This window comes from Novilysobacter erysipheiresistens (genome assembly GCF_036663935.1).
Taxonomy (GTDB): Bacteria; Pseudomonadota; Gammaproteobacteria; order Xanthomonadales; family Xanthomonadaceae; genus Novilysobacter; species Novilysobacter erysipheiresistens.
Genome location: NZ_JAXGFP010000005.1, coordinates 73,000 through 91,016, shown reverse-complemented (window position 1 = coordinate 91,016; position 18,017 = coordinate 73,000). Strand labels below are relative to the sequence as shown.

Annotated in this window: 19 protein-coding genes; 9 read left to right on the top strand and 10 right to left on the bottom strand. The window is 69.0% G+C overall.

Going from position 1 to position 18,017, the window contains the following annotated elements; all coding sequences use genetic code 11:
• Positions 1 to 25: 25 nt before the first annotated feature.
• From SNE34_RS10380 to ampE, 6 genes are all read left to right on the top strand, one after another.
• The gene (locus SNE34_RS10380; protein WP_332616935.1) at positions 26 to 775 is read left to right on the top strand and encodes a DUF6776 family protein; all 750 of its coding nucleotides are present in this window, start codon (positions 26 to 28) and stop codon (positions 773 to 775) included.
• The gene (locus tag SNE34_RS10375; protein ID WP_425604507.1) at positions 775 to 1,242 is read left to right on the top strand and encodes a bactofilin family protein; all 468 of its coding nucleotides are present in this window, start codon (positions 775 to 777) and stop codon (positions 1,240 to 1,242) included. The genes SNE34_RS10380 and SNE34_RS10375 overlap by 1 nt, the downstream gene beginning before the upstream one ends.
• A 52-nt stretch (positions 1,243 to 1,294) precedes the next feature.
• Positions 1,295 to 2,032 (top strand): DUF6776 family protein, encoded by a 738-nt coding sequence (locus SNE34_RS10370; RefSeq protein ID WP_332616933.1) that lies wholly within the window; start codon positions 1,295 to 1,297, stop codon positions 2,030 to 2,032.
• A gap of 37 nt (positions 2,033 to 2,069) precedes the next feature.
• Positions 2,070 to 2,459, top strand: coding sequence for an iron-sulfur cluster insertion protein ErpA (erpA, locus tag SNE34_RS10365; protein ID WP_332616931.1), 390 nt, complete (start codon positions 2,070 to 2,072; stop codon positions 2,457 to 2,459).
• Positions 2,460 to 2,529: 70 nt separating this feature from the next.
• Positions 2,530 to 3,465 (top strand): NAD(+) diphosphatase, encoded by a 936-nt coding sequence (gene nudC, locus SNE34_RS10360; protein ID WP_332617307.1) that lies wholly within the window; start codon positions 2,530 to 2,532, stop codon positions 3,463 to 3,465.
• 88 nt (positions 3,466 to 3,553) lie between these two features.
• Positions 3,554 to 4,495: a regulatory signaling modulator protein AmpE gene (gene ampE / locus SNE34_RS10355; RefSeq protein WP_332616930.1), complete on the top strand. Its 942-nt coding sequence runs from the start codon at positions 3,554 to 3,556 to the stop codon at positions 4,493 to 4,495.
• 158 nt (positions 4,496 to 4,653) lie between these two features.
• On the opposite strand, the gene SNE34_RS10350 is transcribed toward ampE, so the two are convergent.
• Positions 4,654 to 6,552, bottom strand: a complete 1,899-nt coding sequence (locus SNE34_RS10350; RefSeq protein WP_332616929.1) for an MFS transporter — start codon at positions 6,550 to 6,552, stop codon at positions 4,654 to 4,656.
• Positions 6,553 to 6,594: 42 nt separating this feature from the next.
• Complete coding sequence (gene purD / locus SNE34_RS10345) at positions 6,595 to 7,890, bottom strand: phosphoribosylamine--glycine ligase (RefSeq protein ID WP_332616928.1); 1,296 nt, start codon at positions 7,888 to 7,890, stop codon at positions 6,595 to 6,597.
• Between the two features lie 218 nt (positions 7,891 to 8,108).
• Here purD and SNE34_RS10340 point away from each other — a divergent pair, with 218 nt between their 5' ends.
• Complete coding sequence (locus tag SNE34_RS10340; protein WP_332616927.1) at positions 8,109 to 9,566, top strand: alanine/glycine:cation symporter family protein; 1,458 nt, start codon at positions 8,109 to 8,111, stop codon at positions 9,564 to 9,566.
• Here SNE34_RS10340 and SNE34_RS10335 read toward each other — a convergent pair.
• The 5 genes from SNE34_RS10335 to prmA form a co-directional block, all read right to left on the bottom strand.
• Positions 9,527 to 9,709, bottom strand: a complete 183-nt coding sequence (locus SNE34_RS10335; RefSeq protein WP_332616926.1) for a hypothetical protein — start codon at positions 9,707 to 9,709, stop codon at positions 9,527 to 9,529. The genes SNE34_RS10340 and SNE34_RS10335 overlap by 40 nt on opposite strands.
• A gap of 576 nt (positions 9,710 to 10,285) precedes the next feature.
• The gene (gene purH, locus SNE34_RS10330; RefSeq protein WP_332616925.1) at positions 10,286 to 11,863 is read right to left on the bottom strand and encodes a bifunctional phosphoribosylaminoimidazolecarboxamide formyltransferase/IMP cyclohydrolase; all 1,578 of its coding nucleotides are present in this window, start codon (positions 11,861 to 11,863) and stop codon (positions 10,286 to 10,288) included.
• Positions 11,864 to 11,928: 65 nt separating this feature from the next.
• Positions 11,929 to 12,201, bottom strand: coding sequence for a DNA-binding transcriptional regulator Fis (gene fis / locus SNE34_RS10325; RefSeq protein ID WP_332616924.1), 273 nt, complete (start codon positions 12,199 to 12,201; stop codon positions 11,929 to 11,931).
• Positions 12,202 to 12,322: 121 nt separating this feature from the next.
• Entirely contained in the window at positions 12,323 to 13,105 is a 783-nt protein-coding gene (locus SNE34_RS10320; protein ID WP_332616923.1) for a DUF3426 domain-containing protein, read from the bottom strand.
• Positions 13,106 to 13,198: 93 nt separating this feature from the next.
• The gene (prmA, locus tag SNE34_RS10315) at positions 13,199 to 14,119 is read right to left on the bottom strand and encodes a 50S ribosomal protein L11 methyltransferase (RefSeq protein WP_332616922.1); all 921 of its coding nucleotides are present in this window, start codon (positions 14,117 to 14,119) and stop codon (positions 13,199 to 13,201) included.
• A 121-nt stretch (positions 14,120 to 14,240) separates the two neighbouring features.
• On the opposite strand from prmA, the gene SNE34_RS10310 reads away from it, so the two are divergent.
• Complete coding sequence (locus SNE34_RS10310) at positions 14,241 to 15,203, top strand: hypothetical protein (RefSeq protein ID WP_425604506.1); 963 nt, start codon at positions 14,241 to 14,243, stop codon at positions 15,201 to 15,203.
• Positions 15,200 to 15,577 (top strand): hypothetical protein, encoded by a 378-nt coding sequence (locus SNE34_RS10305; protein WP_332616921.1) that lies wholly within the window; start codon positions 15,200 to 15,202, stop codon positions 15,575 to 15,577. The genes SNE34_RS10310 and SNE34_RS10305 overlap by 4 nt, the downstream gene beginning before the upstream one ends.
• 45 nt (positions 15,578 to 15,622) lie before the next feature.
• Here SNE34_RS10305 and accC read toward each other — a convergent pair whose 3' ends face one another.
• From accC to aroQ, 3 genes are read right to left on the bottom strand one after another with little or no spacing between them, the layout of a single operon-like run.
• Positions 15,623 to 16,990, bottom strand: a complete 1,368-nt coding sequence (accC, locus tag SNE34_RS10300; RefSeq protein WP_332616920.1) for an acetyl-CoA carboxylase biotin carboxylase subunit — start codon at positions 16,988 to 16,990, stop codon at positions 15,623 to 15,625.
• Between the two features lie 3 nt (positions 16,991 to 16,993).
• Positions 16,994 to 17,467, bottom strand: coding sequence for an acetyl-CoA carboxylase biotin carboxyl carrier protein (gene accB / locus SNE34_RS10295; protein WP_332616919.1), 474 nt, complete (start codon positions 17,465 to 17,467; stop codon positions 16,994 to 16,996).
• A 57-nt stretch (positions 17,468 to 17,524) separates the two neighbouring features.
• Positions 17,525 to 17,974, bottom strand: a complete 450-nt coding sequence (gene aroQ / locus SNE34_RS10290) for a type II 3-dehydroquinate dehydratase (RefSeq protein WP_332616918.1) — start codon at positions 17,972 to 17,974, stop codon at positions 17,525 to 17,527.
• Positions 17,975 to 18,017 lie beyond the last annotated feature (43 nt).

The window sequence follows — 18,017 nt, the reverse complement described above, 5'->3', positions numbered from 1 at the left end:
CGCGGCCGGGGCCGCCGCCAGCGCAATGAGCCAGAACGCCAGTCCAAGCTACGTGATCGTGCCGCGCCGGCCCGGTCGCCACCCGGCATTGCGGGTGGCGCTGGTGCTGGCGTGGGTGGCGTCGTTGGCCGTGGCCTGGATGGCGGCCAGCTGGTACGTGGCGCCGCGGTTGCCGGGCATGGGCCTGGCGCTGGAATCCGCTCGCGACGAACTGCAGGCCGCCCGCGCCGAACTGGACGCGTTGCGCCAGCGCCAGGCCACCCTGGAACGTTCCGACCAGATCAGCCGCGCCGCCAACCACGAGGTCCAGCAGGAACTGGCCGCGCGCGACGAGCAGATCGCCGGGCTCAAGGCCGACCTTGCGTTCTACGAGCGGCTGGCCGGCGCGACCCGCAAGCCGAAGGGCCTGAGCGTGCACTCGGCCGAGTTCATCGCCGGCGCCGGCGGGACCTGGCAGTACCAGTTGATGCTGACCCAGAGCCTCAACCGCGGCGCGGTCAGCGCCGGCAAGCTGCGTTTTGCGGTCGAGGGGGTGAAGGACGGCAAGCTCGTCACGATCGACTGGGATCGCCTGCACCAGCGCGAGGCGGCGCCGCCACAGGCGTATTCGTTTCGCTACTTCCAGCAACTCGAGGGCAGCGTGATCCTGCCCGACGGCTTCGTCCCGCAGCAGGTACGGGTGTCGTTGCGCGGCGAGAACACGTCGCTCGAACAAGCAGTGGCCTGGGTCCAGCCGACCCGGGTCCAATCTTCAGAAAACGGGGACAAGACCTGATGTTGAAAAACAAATCCAGCAACGTGCCCGCCGGCCAGATCGACACCCTGATCGGCCCGCAGGTGGTGATCCGTGGCGACCTGCAGTTCAGTGGCGGTCTCCACATCGAGGGCCGGGTGATCGGCAAGGTGTTCGCCGAGGACGGCCAGCAGGCAATGCTGACCCTGGCCCAGAACGGCAGCATCGAGGGCGAGATCCACGCACCGGTGGTCGTGATCAACGGCCGGGTCGACGGCGACATCCACTCCAGCGAACGGATGGAACTGGCCTCGAAGGCGCGGGTGCAGGGCAACGTCCACTACAAGGTGGTCGAGATGGCGGCCGGCTCGATCCTCAGTGGCCGCCTGCTGCATGTGGAGTCGATGGAGCCGGCCGGGCATGGCGAGGTCACGCAGTTCCGCGGCGGCCGCGCGGCCGAGCTGCCGGAAGCTGAAGCGATGGTGGACGTCGCCGCGATCGGCCGCTGACCGGGGCATCGCCGCACTGTAATCTGGCCATCGCTTCCCATGGGCGATACCGATGGCCACCACTGCCAGTGCCACCCGAAACCGGCGCGTCGCCTTTGCGGCGGTATTCGCGCTGGCGATCGCCTTCGGCGCGTGGGGCCTGTGGCGGGTGTTCTCGCCGGCGTCGGCCGATATCCGCGCGCGGCTGGCGGAAAGCGAGGACGCACGCGAACGGCTGCAGGCCGCACACGAAGCGTTGCAGCAGCGCGTGGCCACCCTGAGCCGCTCCGACCAGATCAGCCGCGACGCCAACCGCGACCTGCAGGGCACGCTGGCCGAAAGGGATGAGCAGATCGCCGGCCTGCGCGCCGACGTCGCCTTCTACGAGCGCCTGGTCGGAGCCACCGCGCAGCGCCGGGGCCTGAGCGTGCACGCCCTGACCATGCAGTCCCAGGGCGTGCAGCCGCAGGCCGACAGCGTCTGGCATTTCCAGTCGACCCTGACCCAGAACCTCAACCGCGGCGCGGTCAGCGCCGGCCGGCTGACGCTGGAGATCGAAGGCAGCAACGATGGCAAGTTGCGCACCCTGGATTGGGACGCGTTGCGCCAGCAGGAAGATGCCGACGGCGTCGAATATTCGTTCAAGTACTTCCAGCAAGTCGAGGGCGACGTGATCCTGCCCGAAGGATTCAGCCCGGTGCGGGTGGCCGTGCACCTGCAGCCCAAATCGGGTTCGGCGGTCGAGCATTCGTTCACCTGGGGCCAGGTGACCGATGCGGTGCCGCCGGCGACCGCGCCGGCGGTCGACTAAGCTTGAATGCCGCCCTCACGCCCCCCATCCTGAGCGCATGACCGACGTGATCACTCCGCTGCCCGGCCTGCCGTCCGAACCGGGCTACCAGTCGCTCGACCGCCCGCTGCAGTTCACCTCCGCCGCCGCGGCCAAGGTTCGCGAACTGGTCGCCGAGGAAGGCAACGACGCGCTCAAGCTGCGCGTCTACATCCAGGGCGGCGGCTGCTCGGGTTTCCAGTACGGCTTCGAGTTCGACGAAGAGCAGGGCGAGGACGACCTCGCGGTGCGCACCGACGGCGTGACGTTGTTGGTCGACCCGCTGAGCCTGCAGTACCTGATGGGCGCCGAGGTCGACTACACCGAGAGCCTGCATGGCGCGCAGTTCGTGATCCGCAATCCCAACGCCAAGACCACCTGCGGCTGCGGCTCCTCGTTCTCGGCGTGAGTACCGCGGCGTGAGCGATGCCCACGCGCCGTTCGCCTTCGTCGAAGCCGGCGCGTTTGCCGGTGCCGACCTGCGTTCACCGCTGCCCGACGACCCGGCCTGCCATGGCGCGCTCGACCGTGCCGACCACCTGCGCGGCGATCCGGCGGCGCTCGCGGCACGATGGTCGCGCGCGCGGGTGTTGTTGCTCGACGAAAGCGGCAACGCGTTGGCCGATGCCGATGGCGCGCTGTTCGTGCCGACCGGCGAGCAGGTCAGCGAAGGCCCGGGCGGCGTGGGGGCTTCGATCTTCCTCGGCCTCGCCGCCGACGACACCGCCTGGTTCGCGCTCGACGCCGCCCTGACCGCGCTGGATGCGCCCAACAGGCTCGACCTGCGCAGTGCGGCGGCGCAATGGCCGGCGTTCGATGCCGGCGTGTTCGCCCAGGCCCGCGCGCTGCAGCACTGGCGCAGTCGTCATCGCCATTGCGGGATCTGCGGCGCCGGCCTCGCGTTTTCGCGTGGCGGCTGGCTCGGCCGCTGCGAGGGCTGCGGGGTCGAACACTACCCGCGCACCGACCCGGCGGTGATCGTGGCCGTCACCGACGGCACGCGGCTGCTGCTCGGGCGCCAGGCCAGTTGGCCGGCACGGCGCTATTCGGTGCTGGCGGGTTTCGTCGAACCGGGCGAGACCCTGGAGCAGACCGTCGCCCGCGAAGTGCTGGAGGAAACCGGCGTTCGCGTGCGCGGCTGCCGCTACCTCGGCTCGCAGCCGTGGCCGTTTCCGGGGCAGCTGATGCTCGGCTTCATCGCCGTGGCCGAGCCCGACGAGCCACGCGTCGACGACGAACTGGAAGACGCGCGCTGGTTCGACGCCGACCAGGTTCGCGCCGCGGGCACCAGCGATGACGGCGACCTGCAGTTGTCGGCACCGCTGTCGATCTCGCGTTGGCTGGTCGATCAATGGTTGTCGATGATCGAACACGGCGTGCCCGATCGCGACAAACCCGGCGGCGGCGCGCGCTAGAATCGCAACGTGTCGCGCGTGGCGCGATGCCGGAACGCGGCGTGGAAAGCCGCGGCCGATGCCAGTCGCGCCGGAGGAATCCCGACCCATGTCTGTCACCCTCATCGCCGCCGTCGTCGCGCTCGTGCTTGGCCACCTGGCACCGTCGCTGGCGGCGTCGGTGCGCCAGTACGACTGGTACGGCGACTGGGTCGGCTGGCTCAACCGCCAGTTCGGCGACGGCAGCTTCTGGCGCGGGTCCTGGGGCATCGCGCTGGCACTGGCGCCGCCGTTGCTGGTGGTCGGCCTGTTTCAACTGGCGCTCGACGCGCAACTGATCGGGCTGGCCGAGATGCTGTTCGGCATCGCCGTGCTGTTTTACGCCTGGGGGCCGCGCGACCTCGATCGCGACGTCGCCGCGATCCTCGATGCACCCGACCCGGCCAGCCGGCGCGACGCCATCGCCAACCTGTCGGTCGATGGCAACCCGCTGCTCGACGACGGCAACCTCGTGGAGGCGGTGTTCCGCAGCGCGATGCGGCGCTGGTTCGGGGTGCTGTTCTGGTTCCTGCTGCTCGGTCCGTTCGGCGCCATCGGCTACCGGCTCACCGTGCTGAGTGCACGTGCGACCGGTGGAGACGCCGCGCGCGGCCTGCCGACCCGCACCGCACGTGGCGCGCGTACCCTGCTGGCGGCGCTGGATTGGCCGGTCGCGCAACTGCTGACACTGGCGTTGGCGCTGGTCGGCAACTTCGACAGCGTGCTGGGCGCGTGGCGTTCCAGTGGCGGCAGCTCGATGCGGCTCGACACCCGCTTCCTCGGTGCCGTCGCCCGCGCCAGCGTGCGCAGCGAATTGGCCGAGGAAGCCGCCGAGCGCGCCGCGGCGCAGGCCGACGACGGTGGCGACGAAAGCGGGCTGGCGGGAGTTGGGGTTGCCTATGACCTGCCCGAGCTGCCCGAACTGCGCGACGCGATGAGCCTGGTCTGGCGCTGCCTGCTGGTCTGGCTGGCGGCGCTGGCTCTGTTCGTGATCGCCGGTTTCGTCAGCTGACGGGATCGCCGTTGTCGGCCTCGCTTTCGATTGGGCCTCCTCCGTTGTAGGAGCGACGTGAGTCGCGACCTGTACATCGCCTCCCGCGTTCGGCGGGTCGCGACTCACGTCGCTCCTACGATGATCCGGCCCTAGCGTCGTCTGACCAAACAGACGGTTTACGCCGCATCCCCGCGCAACGCGCGCACCTGCGCTTCCAGTCCCTCGGCTGTAGCCTCGCCCCCCACCACCGGCGCCCCGGCCACCACCTCGACATGCGCGCGAAACCGCCGCGGCACCCGCATCCGCGCCAGCCGCCCATCGCGCCGGCTCCACATGCTCGCCCACATCCCGCGCAGCGCCATCGGCACCACCGGCACCGGCCGTCCCGCCTGCGCCGCGCGCGCCAGGATCTTCTCGACCCCCGACTTGAACGCGGCGATCTCGCCGTCGGACGTCAACTTGCCCTCGGGGAAGATCCCCGCGACCTGGCCATCGGCCAGCGCCGCATCGATCTCGTCAAACGCTCGCTGCATCAACGCCGGATCCTCCTTCGCGCCCGCGATCGGGATCGCCTTCGCGGTGCGGAAGATCCAGCGCATCACCGGCACGTTGAAGATCTTGTAGTACATGACGAAACGTACCGGCCGCGGGATGCTCGCGGCGAGGATCAGCGCGTCCATGTAGCTGACGTGGTTGCACACCACCAGCGCCGCGCCCTCGTCGGGGACGTGGTCGATCCCGTGCGCGCGCAGCCGGTACAGCGTGCGCACCAGCACCCAGCTGAGGAAGCGCATCAAAAATTCGGGCACGATCGTGAAGATCCAGATCGCGACCAGCGCATTGGCCACCGCCAGCGCGAGGAACACCTGCGGGATCGTCCAGCCGAGCCAGCGCTGCACTGCCAGCGCCGACAGCGCCGCCAGCACGATGAAGCCCGAGTTCTGGATGTTGAGCCCGGCGAACACCCGCGACATCTCCGACTTCGGCGTTCGCGACTGGATCAGCGCGAACAGCGGCACCACGAAGAAGCCGGTGAACAATCCGATCCCGAGCAGGTCGACCACCGTGCGCCACGCCCCCGGCTGCTGCAGGAAGCCGGCCACGTCCAGCCCCGCCACCGTCGCCGCGTCCGGCCGGGCCAGCGCCAGGTCGAGCAGGAACGCGGTCATCCCGAACGCGCCCAGCGGCACCAGCCCGATCTCGACGGTGCGCGCCGACAGCCGCTCGCACAGCATCGAGCCGGCGCCGGTGCCGACCGAGAACAGCGCCAGCGCGAGGATGTACAGCGTTGCCGAACCGCCGAGATACACCTCGGCGTAGGTCGGCAGCTGCCCGGTCAGCACGGTGCCGACGAACCAGAACCACGACACCCCGAGGATCGCGTTGCGCACCGCCAGCTGCTTGCGCGCCAGCTTCAGCACCGCGATCGATTCGGGGATCGGGTTCCAGTTGACCTTCAGTTCGGGCAGGCCGGCGCCGGCCTTCGGGATCGCCCGGCTGACCAGGTGCCCGGTGATCGCCAGCGCGATGATCGCGCCGCCCGCCACCCACGGACCGCTGGCGCCGGCCATCGCGAAGATCGAGCCGCCGAGGATCATTCCCAGCAGGATCGAGATCGACGTGCCCATTTCCACGAGGCCGTTGCCGCCGGTCAACTCGCGCGGCTGCAGCACCGCCGGCAGGATCGAATACTTGACCGGCCCGAACAGCGTCGACTGCACCCCGGTCAGGAACAGCGCGACCAGCAGCACCGTCAGGTTGGTGGTGACGAAGCCGACCGCCGCGAGCGACATGATGCCGATCTCCATCGCGGTGGTGATCCGGATCAGGGTCGACTTCTCGGTGCGCTCGGCGATCTGCCCGGCCAGCGCCGAGAACAGGAAGTACGGCAGGATGAACAGCGCCGGCGCCAGGTTCGTATACAGCGTCTTCTGCTCGGCGCTGACGCCCAGCCAGAACAGCAGGCCGATGATCGCCTGCCGGTAGACGTTGTCATTGAACGCCCCCAGCGACTGGGTCAGGAAGAACGGCAGGAAGCGGCGTTGCCGCAGCAATGCGTACTGGTTGGTCGACATGCGGCCCCCGGGGTCTGCGGCGAGCCTAGCAGACGCTTGCGATCATCCTCGCGCCGCGCGTTCCCGCTCGATCGCGCGCCAGCCGATGTCGTGGCGGTGGAACTCGCCATGCCAGGAAATGCCGGCGATGGCTTCGTAGGCATGGTGCTGCGCCTCGGCCACGGTGTCGCCGAGCGCGCATACGCACAGCACGCGGCCGCCGGCGGTGACGACCTGGCCGTCGACCAGTTTGGTGCCGGCATGGAAGACCTTGCTGTCGCCGACCTCGGGCACGTCCCAACTGCCGATCGGGTCGCCGCTGCGCGGGGTGCCGGGGTAGTTTTCGGCCGCCATCACCACCCCGAGCGCCGGGCGCGGATCCCATTGCGCCTCGACATCGACCAAGCGCGCGTCGATCGCCGCCTCGACGAGGTCGAGCAGGTCCGACTGCAGCCGCATCATCACCGGCTGGGTCTCGGGGTCGCCGAAGCGCACGTTGAACTCGATCACCTTCGGCGTGCCGGTGTTGTCGATCATCAACCCGGCATACAGGAACCCGGTGAACGGCACACCGTCGGCAGCCATCCCGCGCACGGTCGGCTCAACCACCTCGCGCATCACTCGCGCGTGGATTTCCGGGGTCACCACCGGCGCCGGCGAGTAGGCGCCCATGCCGCCGGTGTTGGGGCCGGTGTCGCCATCAAAGACGCGCTTGTGGTCCTGGCTGGTCGCCATCGGCAGCGCGGTGTGCCCATCAACAATGGAGATGAAGCTGGCCTCCTCGCCGTCGAGGAACTCCTCGATCACCACCCGCGCGCCGGCGGCGCCGAACGCATTGCCGGCGAGCATGTCGCGCACCGCGGCCTCGGCCTCGGCCAGCGTCGTCGCCACGATCACGCCCTTGCCGGCGGCCAGGCCGTCGGCCTTGATCACGATCGGTGCGCCTTTCTCGCGGACGTAGCCCAGCGCTGCATCGACCTCGGTATGGACCGCGTAGAACGCGGTCGGGATGCCATGGCGGGCGAGGAAGTCCTTGGCGAAGGCCTTGCTGCCTTCGAGCTGCGCGGCCGCGGCGGTCGGGCCGAACACGCGCTGGCCGGCGGCGCGGAAGCGGTCGACCACGCCGGCCACCAGCGGCGCCTCGGGGCCGACCACGGTGACCGCGACCGACTCGTCCTGCGCCAGCTTCAGCAGCCCGTCGAGGTCGTCGGCCTTGATCGCGACGTTGCGGCACTTGTCCTCGTGCGCGGTGCCGGCGTTGCCGGGCGCGACCAGCACCCCGGTGACGCGAGGGGACTGGGCGAGCTTCCACGCCAGCGCGTGTTCGCGGCCGCCGGAACCGATGACGAGGACTTTCATTGCGAGATTCCTGTTTATGGAGCGGAGCCGCTGCCCGGGGCTTTTGTAGGAGCGGCTTTAGCCGCGATCGGAAAGTCGGTCGATCGCGCCGACTCCAGATCGCGGCTAAAGCCGCTCCTACATAAGCGGGACAGGGCGATGGCTCGCTGATTTTACCGGAGCCGACGGCCCACCGGCTGCTACGATCGCCCGCTTCGGTGACAACCACGGGAATTGCGATGGAGTTCGTCCTCAACGGCATCGAGGCGCTGCTGACGCCGGTGATCGGCCTCATCAACACGGTGCTGTGGAACTACGTGCTGGTCTACGGGCTGATCGCGGTCGGGGTGTTTTTCACCGTACGGCTGAAGTTCGTGCAGGTGCGCCGCTTCGGCCACATGCTGCATGTGATCGGGCGCGGCACCAACGGCGATGCCGCCGGCATTTCGCCGTTCCAGGCGTTGTGCACCTCGCTCGCCTCGCGGGTCGGCACCGGCAACCTTGCCGGCGTGGCGATCGCATTGAGCCTCGGTGGTCCGGGCGCGCTGTTCTGGATGTGGGTGGTGGCCGCACTCGGCATGGCCACCGCGTACGCGGAGAGCGCGCTGGCGCAGCTGTACAAGGTTCGCGATGAGGACGGCCAGTATCGCGGCGGGCCGGGTTACTACATGTCGCGCGGACTCAAGTTGCCGTGGCTGGGCGTGGCGTTCTCGGTGTGCCTGGTGTTCTCCTACGGGCTGATCTTCAGCAGCGTGCATGCCAACGCGATGGCGCAGTCGTTGAATCTCGCGTTCGGTTTCAGCGAGGCGCAGATCGCCACCGGACTGGTGCTGCTGACCGCGCTGATCATCTTCGGCGGCGTGCGTTCGGTGGCGCGGGTGGCCGAGTGGGTGGTGCCCTTCATGGCGGTCGGCTACCTCGGCCTGGCGCTATGGGTGGTGGCGACCAACCTCGCCGAGGTACCGGCGGTGCTGGCACTGGTGGTGCGCAGCGCGTTCGGGCTGGAGCCGGCGGCCGGTGGGCTTATGGGTGGACTCGCGGCGGCGATGCTCAACGGGGTCAAGCGCGGGCTGTATTCGAACGAGGCCGGCATGGGCAGTGCGCCCAACATCGCCGCGGCGGCGACGCCGGTGCCGCACCATCCTTCCAGCCAGGGGCTGGTGCAATCGCTGGGGGTGTTCATCGACACCTTGCTGATCTGCACCGCGACCGGCCTGATGATCCTGTTGTCGGGGGTGCTCGGCGACGGCGGCGACGGGGTAGTGATCACCCAGAATGCGCTGGTGGTGTTCTTCGGCCAGTGGGGCAGCTGGTTCGCGGCGATCGCGCTGTTCTTCTTCGCGTTCACCACGATCCTGGGCAACTACTCGTATGCCGAGAGCGGGTTGCTGTACCTGGGCGGCGGCGATGTCGGGTTGTTCCTGCTGCGGGTAGCGGCGCTCGGGGTGATCGTCTGGGGTGTGTACGCGCAGGTGCCGCTGGTGTGGAGCGCGGCCGACGCGGCGATGGCGATGATGGCGACGCTCAACCTGGCGGCGTTGCTGGGGTTGTCGGGGGTGGTGGTGAAGCTGACCCGCGACTACGACCGGCAGTTGGATGCGGGGCGGTCGCCGGTGTTCCATATCGCCGATTACCCGGAGCTGGGTGATGGGGTGGATCATGAGATCTGGCGCGAGCGGGATTCGAGTGCGCGGTAGCGGGTCTGGAGGCGGAAGCGGGAACAGCATCGCGACAGCAACAGCAACAGCAACAGCAACAGCAACAGCAACAGCAACAGCAACAGCAACAGCAACGGCAACAGCAACGGCAACAGCAACGGCAACGGCAACGGCAACGGCAACGGCGCGCTTCGGGTGAGGGTCGCGCAGGAGGCGGCCGGCGGGGGAATTGCTCCAGCCCTTCATCAAGGCAATCCTGCCCTGAGGCGGGCCGCGGGCCATCCATGGCCCGCTTTTGCGCAATTCCCCCGCCGTCCACCTCCTGTCTGGATGTCTGCGGCTTCGTGGGTGCTTGCCCTGCGGCTTCGGGTGGGGGCTTCGGGTAGGGGCGACGTGAGTCGCGACCTGTACATCGCCTCACGGGTTCGGCGGGTCGCGACTTACGTCGCTCCTACAAAAGCGTGCGGCATCGCTAAACCCGGACACCGAAGCGGCGTCCTGGGTGGGTGTTGCGGAGAGTGCGCCATGGATGGCGCACGGCCCCGACTCGGCCATGGATGGCCCGACGGAGCGGGCGGAGACAACACCCGGGCAGGCGTCGCCCATCCCGAAGCCGACAAATCCCGAGCAGTTGCTGCTGCAGTTGCTGCTGCTAAACGCGACGTGGAGCGAGTAGGCCAAGTCACGTACAGGTCGCGACTTACGTCGCTCCTGGGAACCATTTTCCGCGAATGCACGGGTGATCGGAGCTTCAACCGTCAGTGACGGAAGTGTCGCACCCCGGTGAACACCATCGCGAGGCCGTGCTCGTCGGCGGCGGCGATCACTTCGTTGTCGCGCATCGAGCCGCCCGGCTGGATCACCGCCTTGATGCCGGCGGCCGCGGCGGCGTCGATGCCGTCGCGGAACGGGAAGAACGCGTCGGATGCCATGACCGAACCCGGCACCACCAGCCCGGCTTCCTCGGCCTTCAATCCGGCGATCTTCGCCGACACCACCCGGCTCATCTGACCCGCACCGATGCCGATGCTGCGGCCGTCCTTCGCATACACGATCGCGTTGGACTTCACGAACTTGGCGATGCGCCACGCGAACAGCAGGTCGTCGAGCTGCGCGTCGGTTGGCGCGATCTTGCTGACCACCTTCAGCTCTTCGCGCGTGACCTCGCGGTTGTCGCTGGTCTGCATCAGCAGTCCCGAGCCGACGCGCTTGACATCGACGTTGTTGCGGCCGTCGCCGTGCGGGATCTTCAGCACGCGGACGTTGGCCTTCTTCTTCGCGTAGGCGAGCGCATCGGCATCGTAGTCGGGCGCGATCAGCACCTCGACGAACTGGCGGTCGAGGATGGTCTTCGCAGTCGCCGCATCGAGCGTCTTGTTGAACGCGATGATCCCGCCGAACGCCGAGGTCGGGTCGGTCGCATACGCCGCCTCGTAGGCCTCGCCGTTGCGGGCGCCGACCGCGACGCCGCAGGGGTTGGCGTGCTTGACGATCACGCACGCCGGCGCGTCGAACTGGCGCACGCATTCCCACGCCGCGTCGGCGTCGGCGAGGTTGTTGAAGCTCAGCTCCTTGCCCTGCAGCTGGCTGAACGTCGCCAGCGTGCCGGGCACCGGCCACAGGTCGCGGTAGAACACGCCGGCCTGGTGCGGGTTTTCGCCGTAGCGCAGGTCCATCACCTTGACGAAGTTGCCGTTGTTCTGCGCCGGGAACAGGGCGCGGCTGTCGTCGTCGTTGATCGACGACAGGTAGTTGCTGATGCAGGCGTCGTAGAAGGCGACGCGGTTGAACGCGGCGACCGACAGCGCGAAACGGGTCTTGGCCGACAGCGCGCCATCGTTCGCCGCCAGCTCGGCCAGCAGCGCGTCGTACTGCGCCGGCTCGGTCGCGACCGCGACCCGGGCGTAGTTCTTCGCCGCGGACCGCAACATCGCCGGGCCGCCGATGTCGATGTTCTCGATGATCTCGTCCATCGTGCTGTCGGGATTGGCCGAGACCGTCTCGAACGGGTACAGGTTGAGCACCAGCAGGTCGATCGCGTCGATGCCGTGCTGCGCCATCACCGCCTCGTCGACGCCGGCGCGGCCGAGCAGGCCGCCGTGCACGACCGGGTGCAAAGTCTTGACCCGGCCGTCCATCATCTCCGGGAAGCCGGTGGCCTCGGACACGTCCTTCACTGCCAGCCCGGCGTCGCGGATCGCCTTGGCGGTGCCGCCGGTCGACAGCAGTTCGACGCCATGGCCGGCGAGGGCGCGGGCCAGTTCGACCAGTCCGGTCTTGTCGGATACCGACAGCAGGGCGCGGCGGATCTTTACGGGCGAGGATGCGGAGGTCATGGGCGGGCGTTCAACAGGAAAGCCCGCAATTATACCGGCGCCGATGGCGTCGCCGTGGCCGCGCTTCAGGCCAGCCCGTACTCGCGCAGCTTCTTGCGCAGGGTCGCGCGATGGATGCCGAGCATCGCCGCGGCGCGGCTCTGGTTGCCTTCGCAATGCTCCAGCACCTCGGCGAACAAGGGGATTTCCAGTTCGCGCAGGGCGATCTCGTAGAGGTCGCCGTTGTCGCTGCCGTTGAGGTCGCCGAGGTAGCGGCGGATCGAGGTGGCGACGTGGTCGCGCAGCGGTACGCGCGGCCCGGGCCGGTTGGAGTCGGTGCGATCTGCGGCGGCGTTCAAGCGCGTCTCCCCAAGACGTAAGGCGTCCGTCGCGCGACCGGTGGTTCGCAGGCTGCGGGTCGACAACGGGGGATCGAGTCTAGCGCGACCGCGCAGTCGTCGACACCTTGGCGGGTCGGTTTCATCGAAATTCGAAGGTGAACGCGACGATCGGCGAGGCCGGCTCGACCACGTCGAACTGCACGCTGGCGCTTTGCCCGGGGGCGATGCGGGTCGCCGTCGCTTCGTCGCCGCGGTATTCGGCCGGAGCGAACGTGCGCTGCGCGACCGCCTGTCCACGCACGTCCGACAGGCTCAGCGACAACGCCGGCCACGGCTGCGGCCAGCGCGCGTCGTTGCGGAAGCTGGCGCTGACCTGGAGCACGCCGGGCCGATCGGTGGGCTGCACGTTGCGGGCGAGCATGGTGTAGGCCGTCGGCTCGTGCCATGGCGGCAACTCGCAGCCCAGCACCGTGCAGGCGCCGTCGAGCAACGGGCGCCAGTCCTCGCTGGCGGCGAGTTCGTGCCGTTGGGCGAGCAGCAGTTGTGCGCCCAGCAACACCCCCAGGGCGGCGATGGCCAGCCCTCCTGGCCAGCGCGGGCCGGTTGGGGGGCGCGCCGGTGCGGTGGCGCGGACGAAGCTCGGCGCGCGGTGCCGGCGCCGCGGCGCGCGCGCCGCGGCTGCGGTGGAGGACGACGCCTCGCGCTCGGGCGCGGCAGCCGGTTGGATCGGCGGCTCGACCGCAGTCGATTTGGACGCGGGTTCCGGTCGCGGTTCGCTGGCGTCGATCGGCGTCGCCACGGTTCCGGTTTCATCGAGGTCGTCTTCCAGCCGCTGCTTGCAGCGCGGGCAATGCTGGACCGCGCCGCCCTTGGAGACGATCAGGGCGACCAGGAAACCGCAATGCGGGCAGGGCACGAACATGCGCCGCAGTTTAGCCGAGCCACGGCATCGGCCGATCCGGCCGGCACCGGGGTGTGACCGTGCTCAAGGATCGGGCGCTTTGCCCGCGCGCGCTCAGCGACGGCGGACGCCGCTGATCCGGATCCAGTCGTCCAGTTGCTCGACCTGCAACTGCTCGAACATGTCCGCGTAGCGCGCGAGCACCTCGTCCTCCTGTCCGGCGAGGATGCCCGACAGCGCGATCCGCCCGCCCGGCGCGACCCGCGCGGCGAGGGTGTCGGCCAGCGCCACCAGCGCCGAGGCGAGGATGTTGGCGACCACCACCGGATATGTCGCCGCCGGTTCGTCCTGCGGCAGGTACACCGCGAGCCGGTCGCCGACCTCGTTGCGTTCGGCGTTGTCGACGGTGGCGGTCAGCGCCTGCGGGTCGTTGTCGACCCCGATCGCGCGGTTGGCGCCGAGCTTGAGCGCGGCCAGCGCGAGGATGCCCGAGCCGCAGCCGAAATCGAGCACGGATGCGTCATCGAGTGCGCCTTGGGTGGCCAGCGTGTCGAACCATTGCAGGCACAGCGCAGTGGTCGGATGGGTGCCGGAGCCGAACGCCAGTCCCGGATCGAGCCGCACCACGGCCGCCTCCGGCGCGTCGGCGTCGTCGGGCAGATCGTGGTTCCACGGCACGATCCAGGTGCGTTCGCCGAATTTCAGCGGCTCGTACTGGTCCATCCACGCGCGCTCCCAGTCTTGGTCGGCGACCTCGCGGAACTGCGCTTGCGACCAGTCGATGCCTTCGTCGGCGGCCGCCAGCGCGTGCAGCAGCAGCGCCTCCGGCGTGCCGCCCTCGAACAATGCGGTCAGCACCAACTCGCCCCACATCGGGGTCTGGCCTACGCCGGGCTCGAAGATCGCCTGCTCGTCGGGCGCGTCGGCATGGGCATCGGCCAGGGTCACCGCGAGCGCGCCGACGCTCTCCAGCGCGCGCTCGTAGCGCGGCTGGCCGGCTTCGGTGCAGGACACGGTGAGTTCGAGGAAGGGCATGTCGGACAATCGCGTGGGGGAGGTGCATGTTGGGACGTGCGCCCTGCGCAGGCAACCGGCCGTTGATCTAAGATGACGCGCCGCCGCATGCGTCGGGGTCCGAACCCGGGAGCCGTCCCTCTTGCCCGCAGTGCACCGCCAGTTGGTCCTGCTTTCGTTGACGTCAGTGTTGTTGCTGGGGGCAATCCTGGCGCATTGGGACGAACGCGGGGCGCCGGTCGCCGCCGACCCGGCCGCGGCCGCGGCCGGAATGGCCGTCGACGTTCCCGTTGAAGCCGGGCAGCCCGGCGCCGACCATCTTTTTGCCGGCGGTACGCGGCCTCGGCAATCCGGTCGCGATGTCCCCGCCACGTCGGATCTCCGCGCCGGGTTCGAGCGCGCACGCGATCTGTACGCCTATGCCAACAGCCTGGCGCCAGCAGTGCGGGCGGGCGATCCGCAGGCGACCTGGATATTGAGCCGGGTCTACGAATACTGCTCGGCGTACGCGATGGCGCCGGCGGACTACGCCGCCGACACCCAGGCGATCCGGGACATGCAGCTGACGACCTCCGGCGCGATGGTCGCCGCACGGGTCCGCACGAGTGGACGTTGCGCCCGGTTCGTGCCGGCAGACGGCCTGTCCTACACGGTGATCCTCGGCATGACCCGCGAAGCCGCGCGGGCCGGCAGCCTCGCCGCCGAGGCCGCGTTGCTGGCGTTGGGCGAGCCGCTCGATCCCGGCGACGAGTACAAGCACGGGCTGGTGGCCCGGGTGCAGCAGTCCCGCGACCCCGAATCCTTCGCGGCGCTGGCGCCGGCCATGGGGATCCAGGCAAGCGGCGACCGCGCATTCGCGGACCAGGTGGCCGGCACCCGGCTCGCGGAAGTCGCGTGGCAGGTCGCCGCCTGCGACCTGGGCATGGAGTGCGGCGCCGAAAGCTCGGTGATGGTGTCGCAGTGCGCCAATGGCGGGATCTGTTCGCGCGATCCCTCCCAGGATTTCAATGGTTTTGTCTTCGATGCCGCCGTTCCGCGACAGGGGGCGGACGTGGTGAATGAAATGGTCGACTTGCTGCTGGGCGAGGAGAAGGTGCCGAAATGAAGAAGGAGGTTGTCGTGCGCAGGATCAAACTCCTGTTCTGGACGTTTTTGCTCACCGCGTATTCCGTGGTGGCCGCGGGGGTCGTGATCGATGTGTTCGGTGAGGACTACCGCGGGATGTCGGCGGTGACGGCGACGTCGGTGCATTCACCGCTGGAGAAGCGGACCGCCGGTGCCACCCAGGTGGCCGCGGCCTATCGCGCCGACAGCGGCGCGCCGTTCTCCGCGCTCCCGACCGGGAGTTCCTTCAAGGTCATCTGGCCGGATGGCTCGAGCGAGTACGTGACCGTGGTCAGCGTTTCCTCGAGCGACGGCGTGCGGCCGATTCCGGGAACCCAGCGGCCGGCACAGGCGGCCGACGGGGGGCGCCGCTAGCCGCCGCTGCCACCGGCCGCGGGCGGGCCGGATTTTCCACGATCGTTACACGATCGACAGCGACTTTTCCTTCTGCTCCTTCAATCGCTTCTCCAGGTAGTGGATGTTCTGCCCACCCTGCTGGAAACCGACGTCGGCGAGGATTCGCTGCTGCAAAGGAATGTTGGTCTTGATGCCGTCGACCACCATCTCGCTCAGCGCCACCCGCATGCGTGCGATCGCGGTTTCGCGGTCGGGGCCGTGCACGATCAGCTTGCCGATCATCGAGTCGTAGTTCGGCGGCACCCGATAGCCCTCGTAGATGTGGCTGTCGACGCGCACGCCGGGGCCACCGGGAGCGTGGAAATGCTGGATCAGGCCCGGGCTCGGCATGAAGGTGTCCGGGTCCTCGGCGTTGATCCGGCACTCGATCGCGTGGCCTTCCAGGACGATGTCGTCCTGCTTGAATGACAGCTTGTGGCCGGCGGCGATGTTGAGCTGCTCGCGCACCAGGTCGATGCCGGTGACCATCTCGGTGACCGGGTGCTCGACCTGGATGCGGGTGTTCATCTCGATGAAGTAGAAGCGGCCGTTCTCGTACAGGAACTCGAACGTGCCGGCGCCGCGATAGCCGATGCGCACGCAGGCTTCGGTGCAGACCTTGCCGATCTCCGCGCGCTGCTCGGGCGTTATGCCGGGCGCCGGCGCTTCCTCGACCACCTTCTGGTGGCGGCGCTGCATCGAGCAGTCGCGCTCGCCCAGGTGGATCGCGTTGCCCTGGCCGTCGGCCAGCACCTGGATCTCCACGTGGCGCGGGTTCTCCAGGAACTTCTCCATGTAGACCATGTCGTTGCCGAACGCGGCCTTGGCCTCGGCCTTGGTGGTCTGGATCGCGGTGACCAGCGCGGCCTCGGTGTGGACCACGCGCATGCCGCGGCCGCCGCCGCCGCCGGCGGCCTTGACGATCACCGGGTAACCGATCTCGCGGGCGATCGCGATGTTGGTCGCAGGGTCGTCGCCGAGCGGACCGCCGCTGCCGGGCACGCAGGGCACGCCGGCGTCCTTCATCGCCCGGATCGCCTCGACCTTGTCGCCCATCAGGCGGATGGTCTCGGCCTTCGGGCCGATGAAGATGAAGCCGGACTCCTCGACGCGCTCGGCAAAGTCGGCGTTCTCCGACAGGAAGCCGTAGCCCGGGTGGATCGCCTGGGCGTCGGTGACCTCGGCCGCGGCGATCAGCTGCGCCATGTTGAGGTAGCTGTCGGTCGACGGCGCCGGGCCGATGCAGACCGACTCGTCGGCCATCGCGACGTGCTTGAGGTTGCGGTCGACGGTGGAATGCACCGCGACCGTGCGGATGCCGAGCGCGTGACAGGCGCGCAGGATGCGCAGCGCGATCTCGCCCCGGTTGGCAATGACGACCTTATCGAGCATGGGTCACCCGATCACGAACAGCGGCTGGTCGAACTCGATCGGCTGGCCGCTCTCGGCCATCACCTTGAGCACGGTGCCGGAGACGTCGGCCTCGATCGGGTTGAACATCTTCATCGCCTCGATGATCGCCAGGGTGTCGCCAGCCTGGACCGACTGGCCGACGGTCACGAACGGCGGCTTGTCCGGTGCCGGCGAGGTGTAGAAGGTGCCGACCATCGGCGCGCGCAGCACATGGCCGTCGGGCAGGTCGTCGGCGGCCTTGGCGCTGCCACCGGTGGCCGACTCGGTCGGCGACTGCATCGGCATCGGCGCCTGCGCGTGAACCTGCACCGGCGCGGCCTGCATCATCGGTGCGGCGATGCCGCCACGCGGGGTGCGGGCCAGGCGGACCGATTCCTCGCCTTCCTTGATCTCGATCTCGGCCAGATTGGATTCTTCCAGCAGGTCGATCAGCTTCTTGATTTTGCGCAGGTCCATGGGCGGGCCTCTTGGTGGTGTTCGGGGAGCCGCGGGTGGCGGCTGCGGGAGGTGGATCTAGTGGCGGGTCGACGCCAGCCGCGACAGAGCGGCATCGAGCGCGTAGCGGTAACTGTCGACCCCGAAGCCTGCGACCACGCCCACGGCCAGGTCGCTGAAATAGCTCTGGCGGCGGAACGGCTCGCGGGCGTGCGGGTTGGACAGGTGGATCTCGTAGAACGGCAGGGCGACCGCCGCCAGGGCATCGCGCAGGGCGACGCTGGTGTGGGTGAAGGCGGCGGGGTTCAGCAGGATCAGGGCGGTGCCGTCGGCGCGGGCGGCCTGCACCCGGTCGACCAGCACGTGCTCGGCATTGGACTGCAGGCATTCCATCTCGTGGCCGAGGGCCTCGCTGCGCGCACACAGGTCGCGGTCGATCTCGGCGAGGGTGGTGTGGCCGTAGATCGCCGGCTCGCGTTCGCCGAGCAGGTTGAGGTTGGGGCCGTGCAGGACCAGCAGCTTCGCCATGTCGGGCCGGGAATCGGAAAGGCCGGCAGTGTGGCCGAGTAGC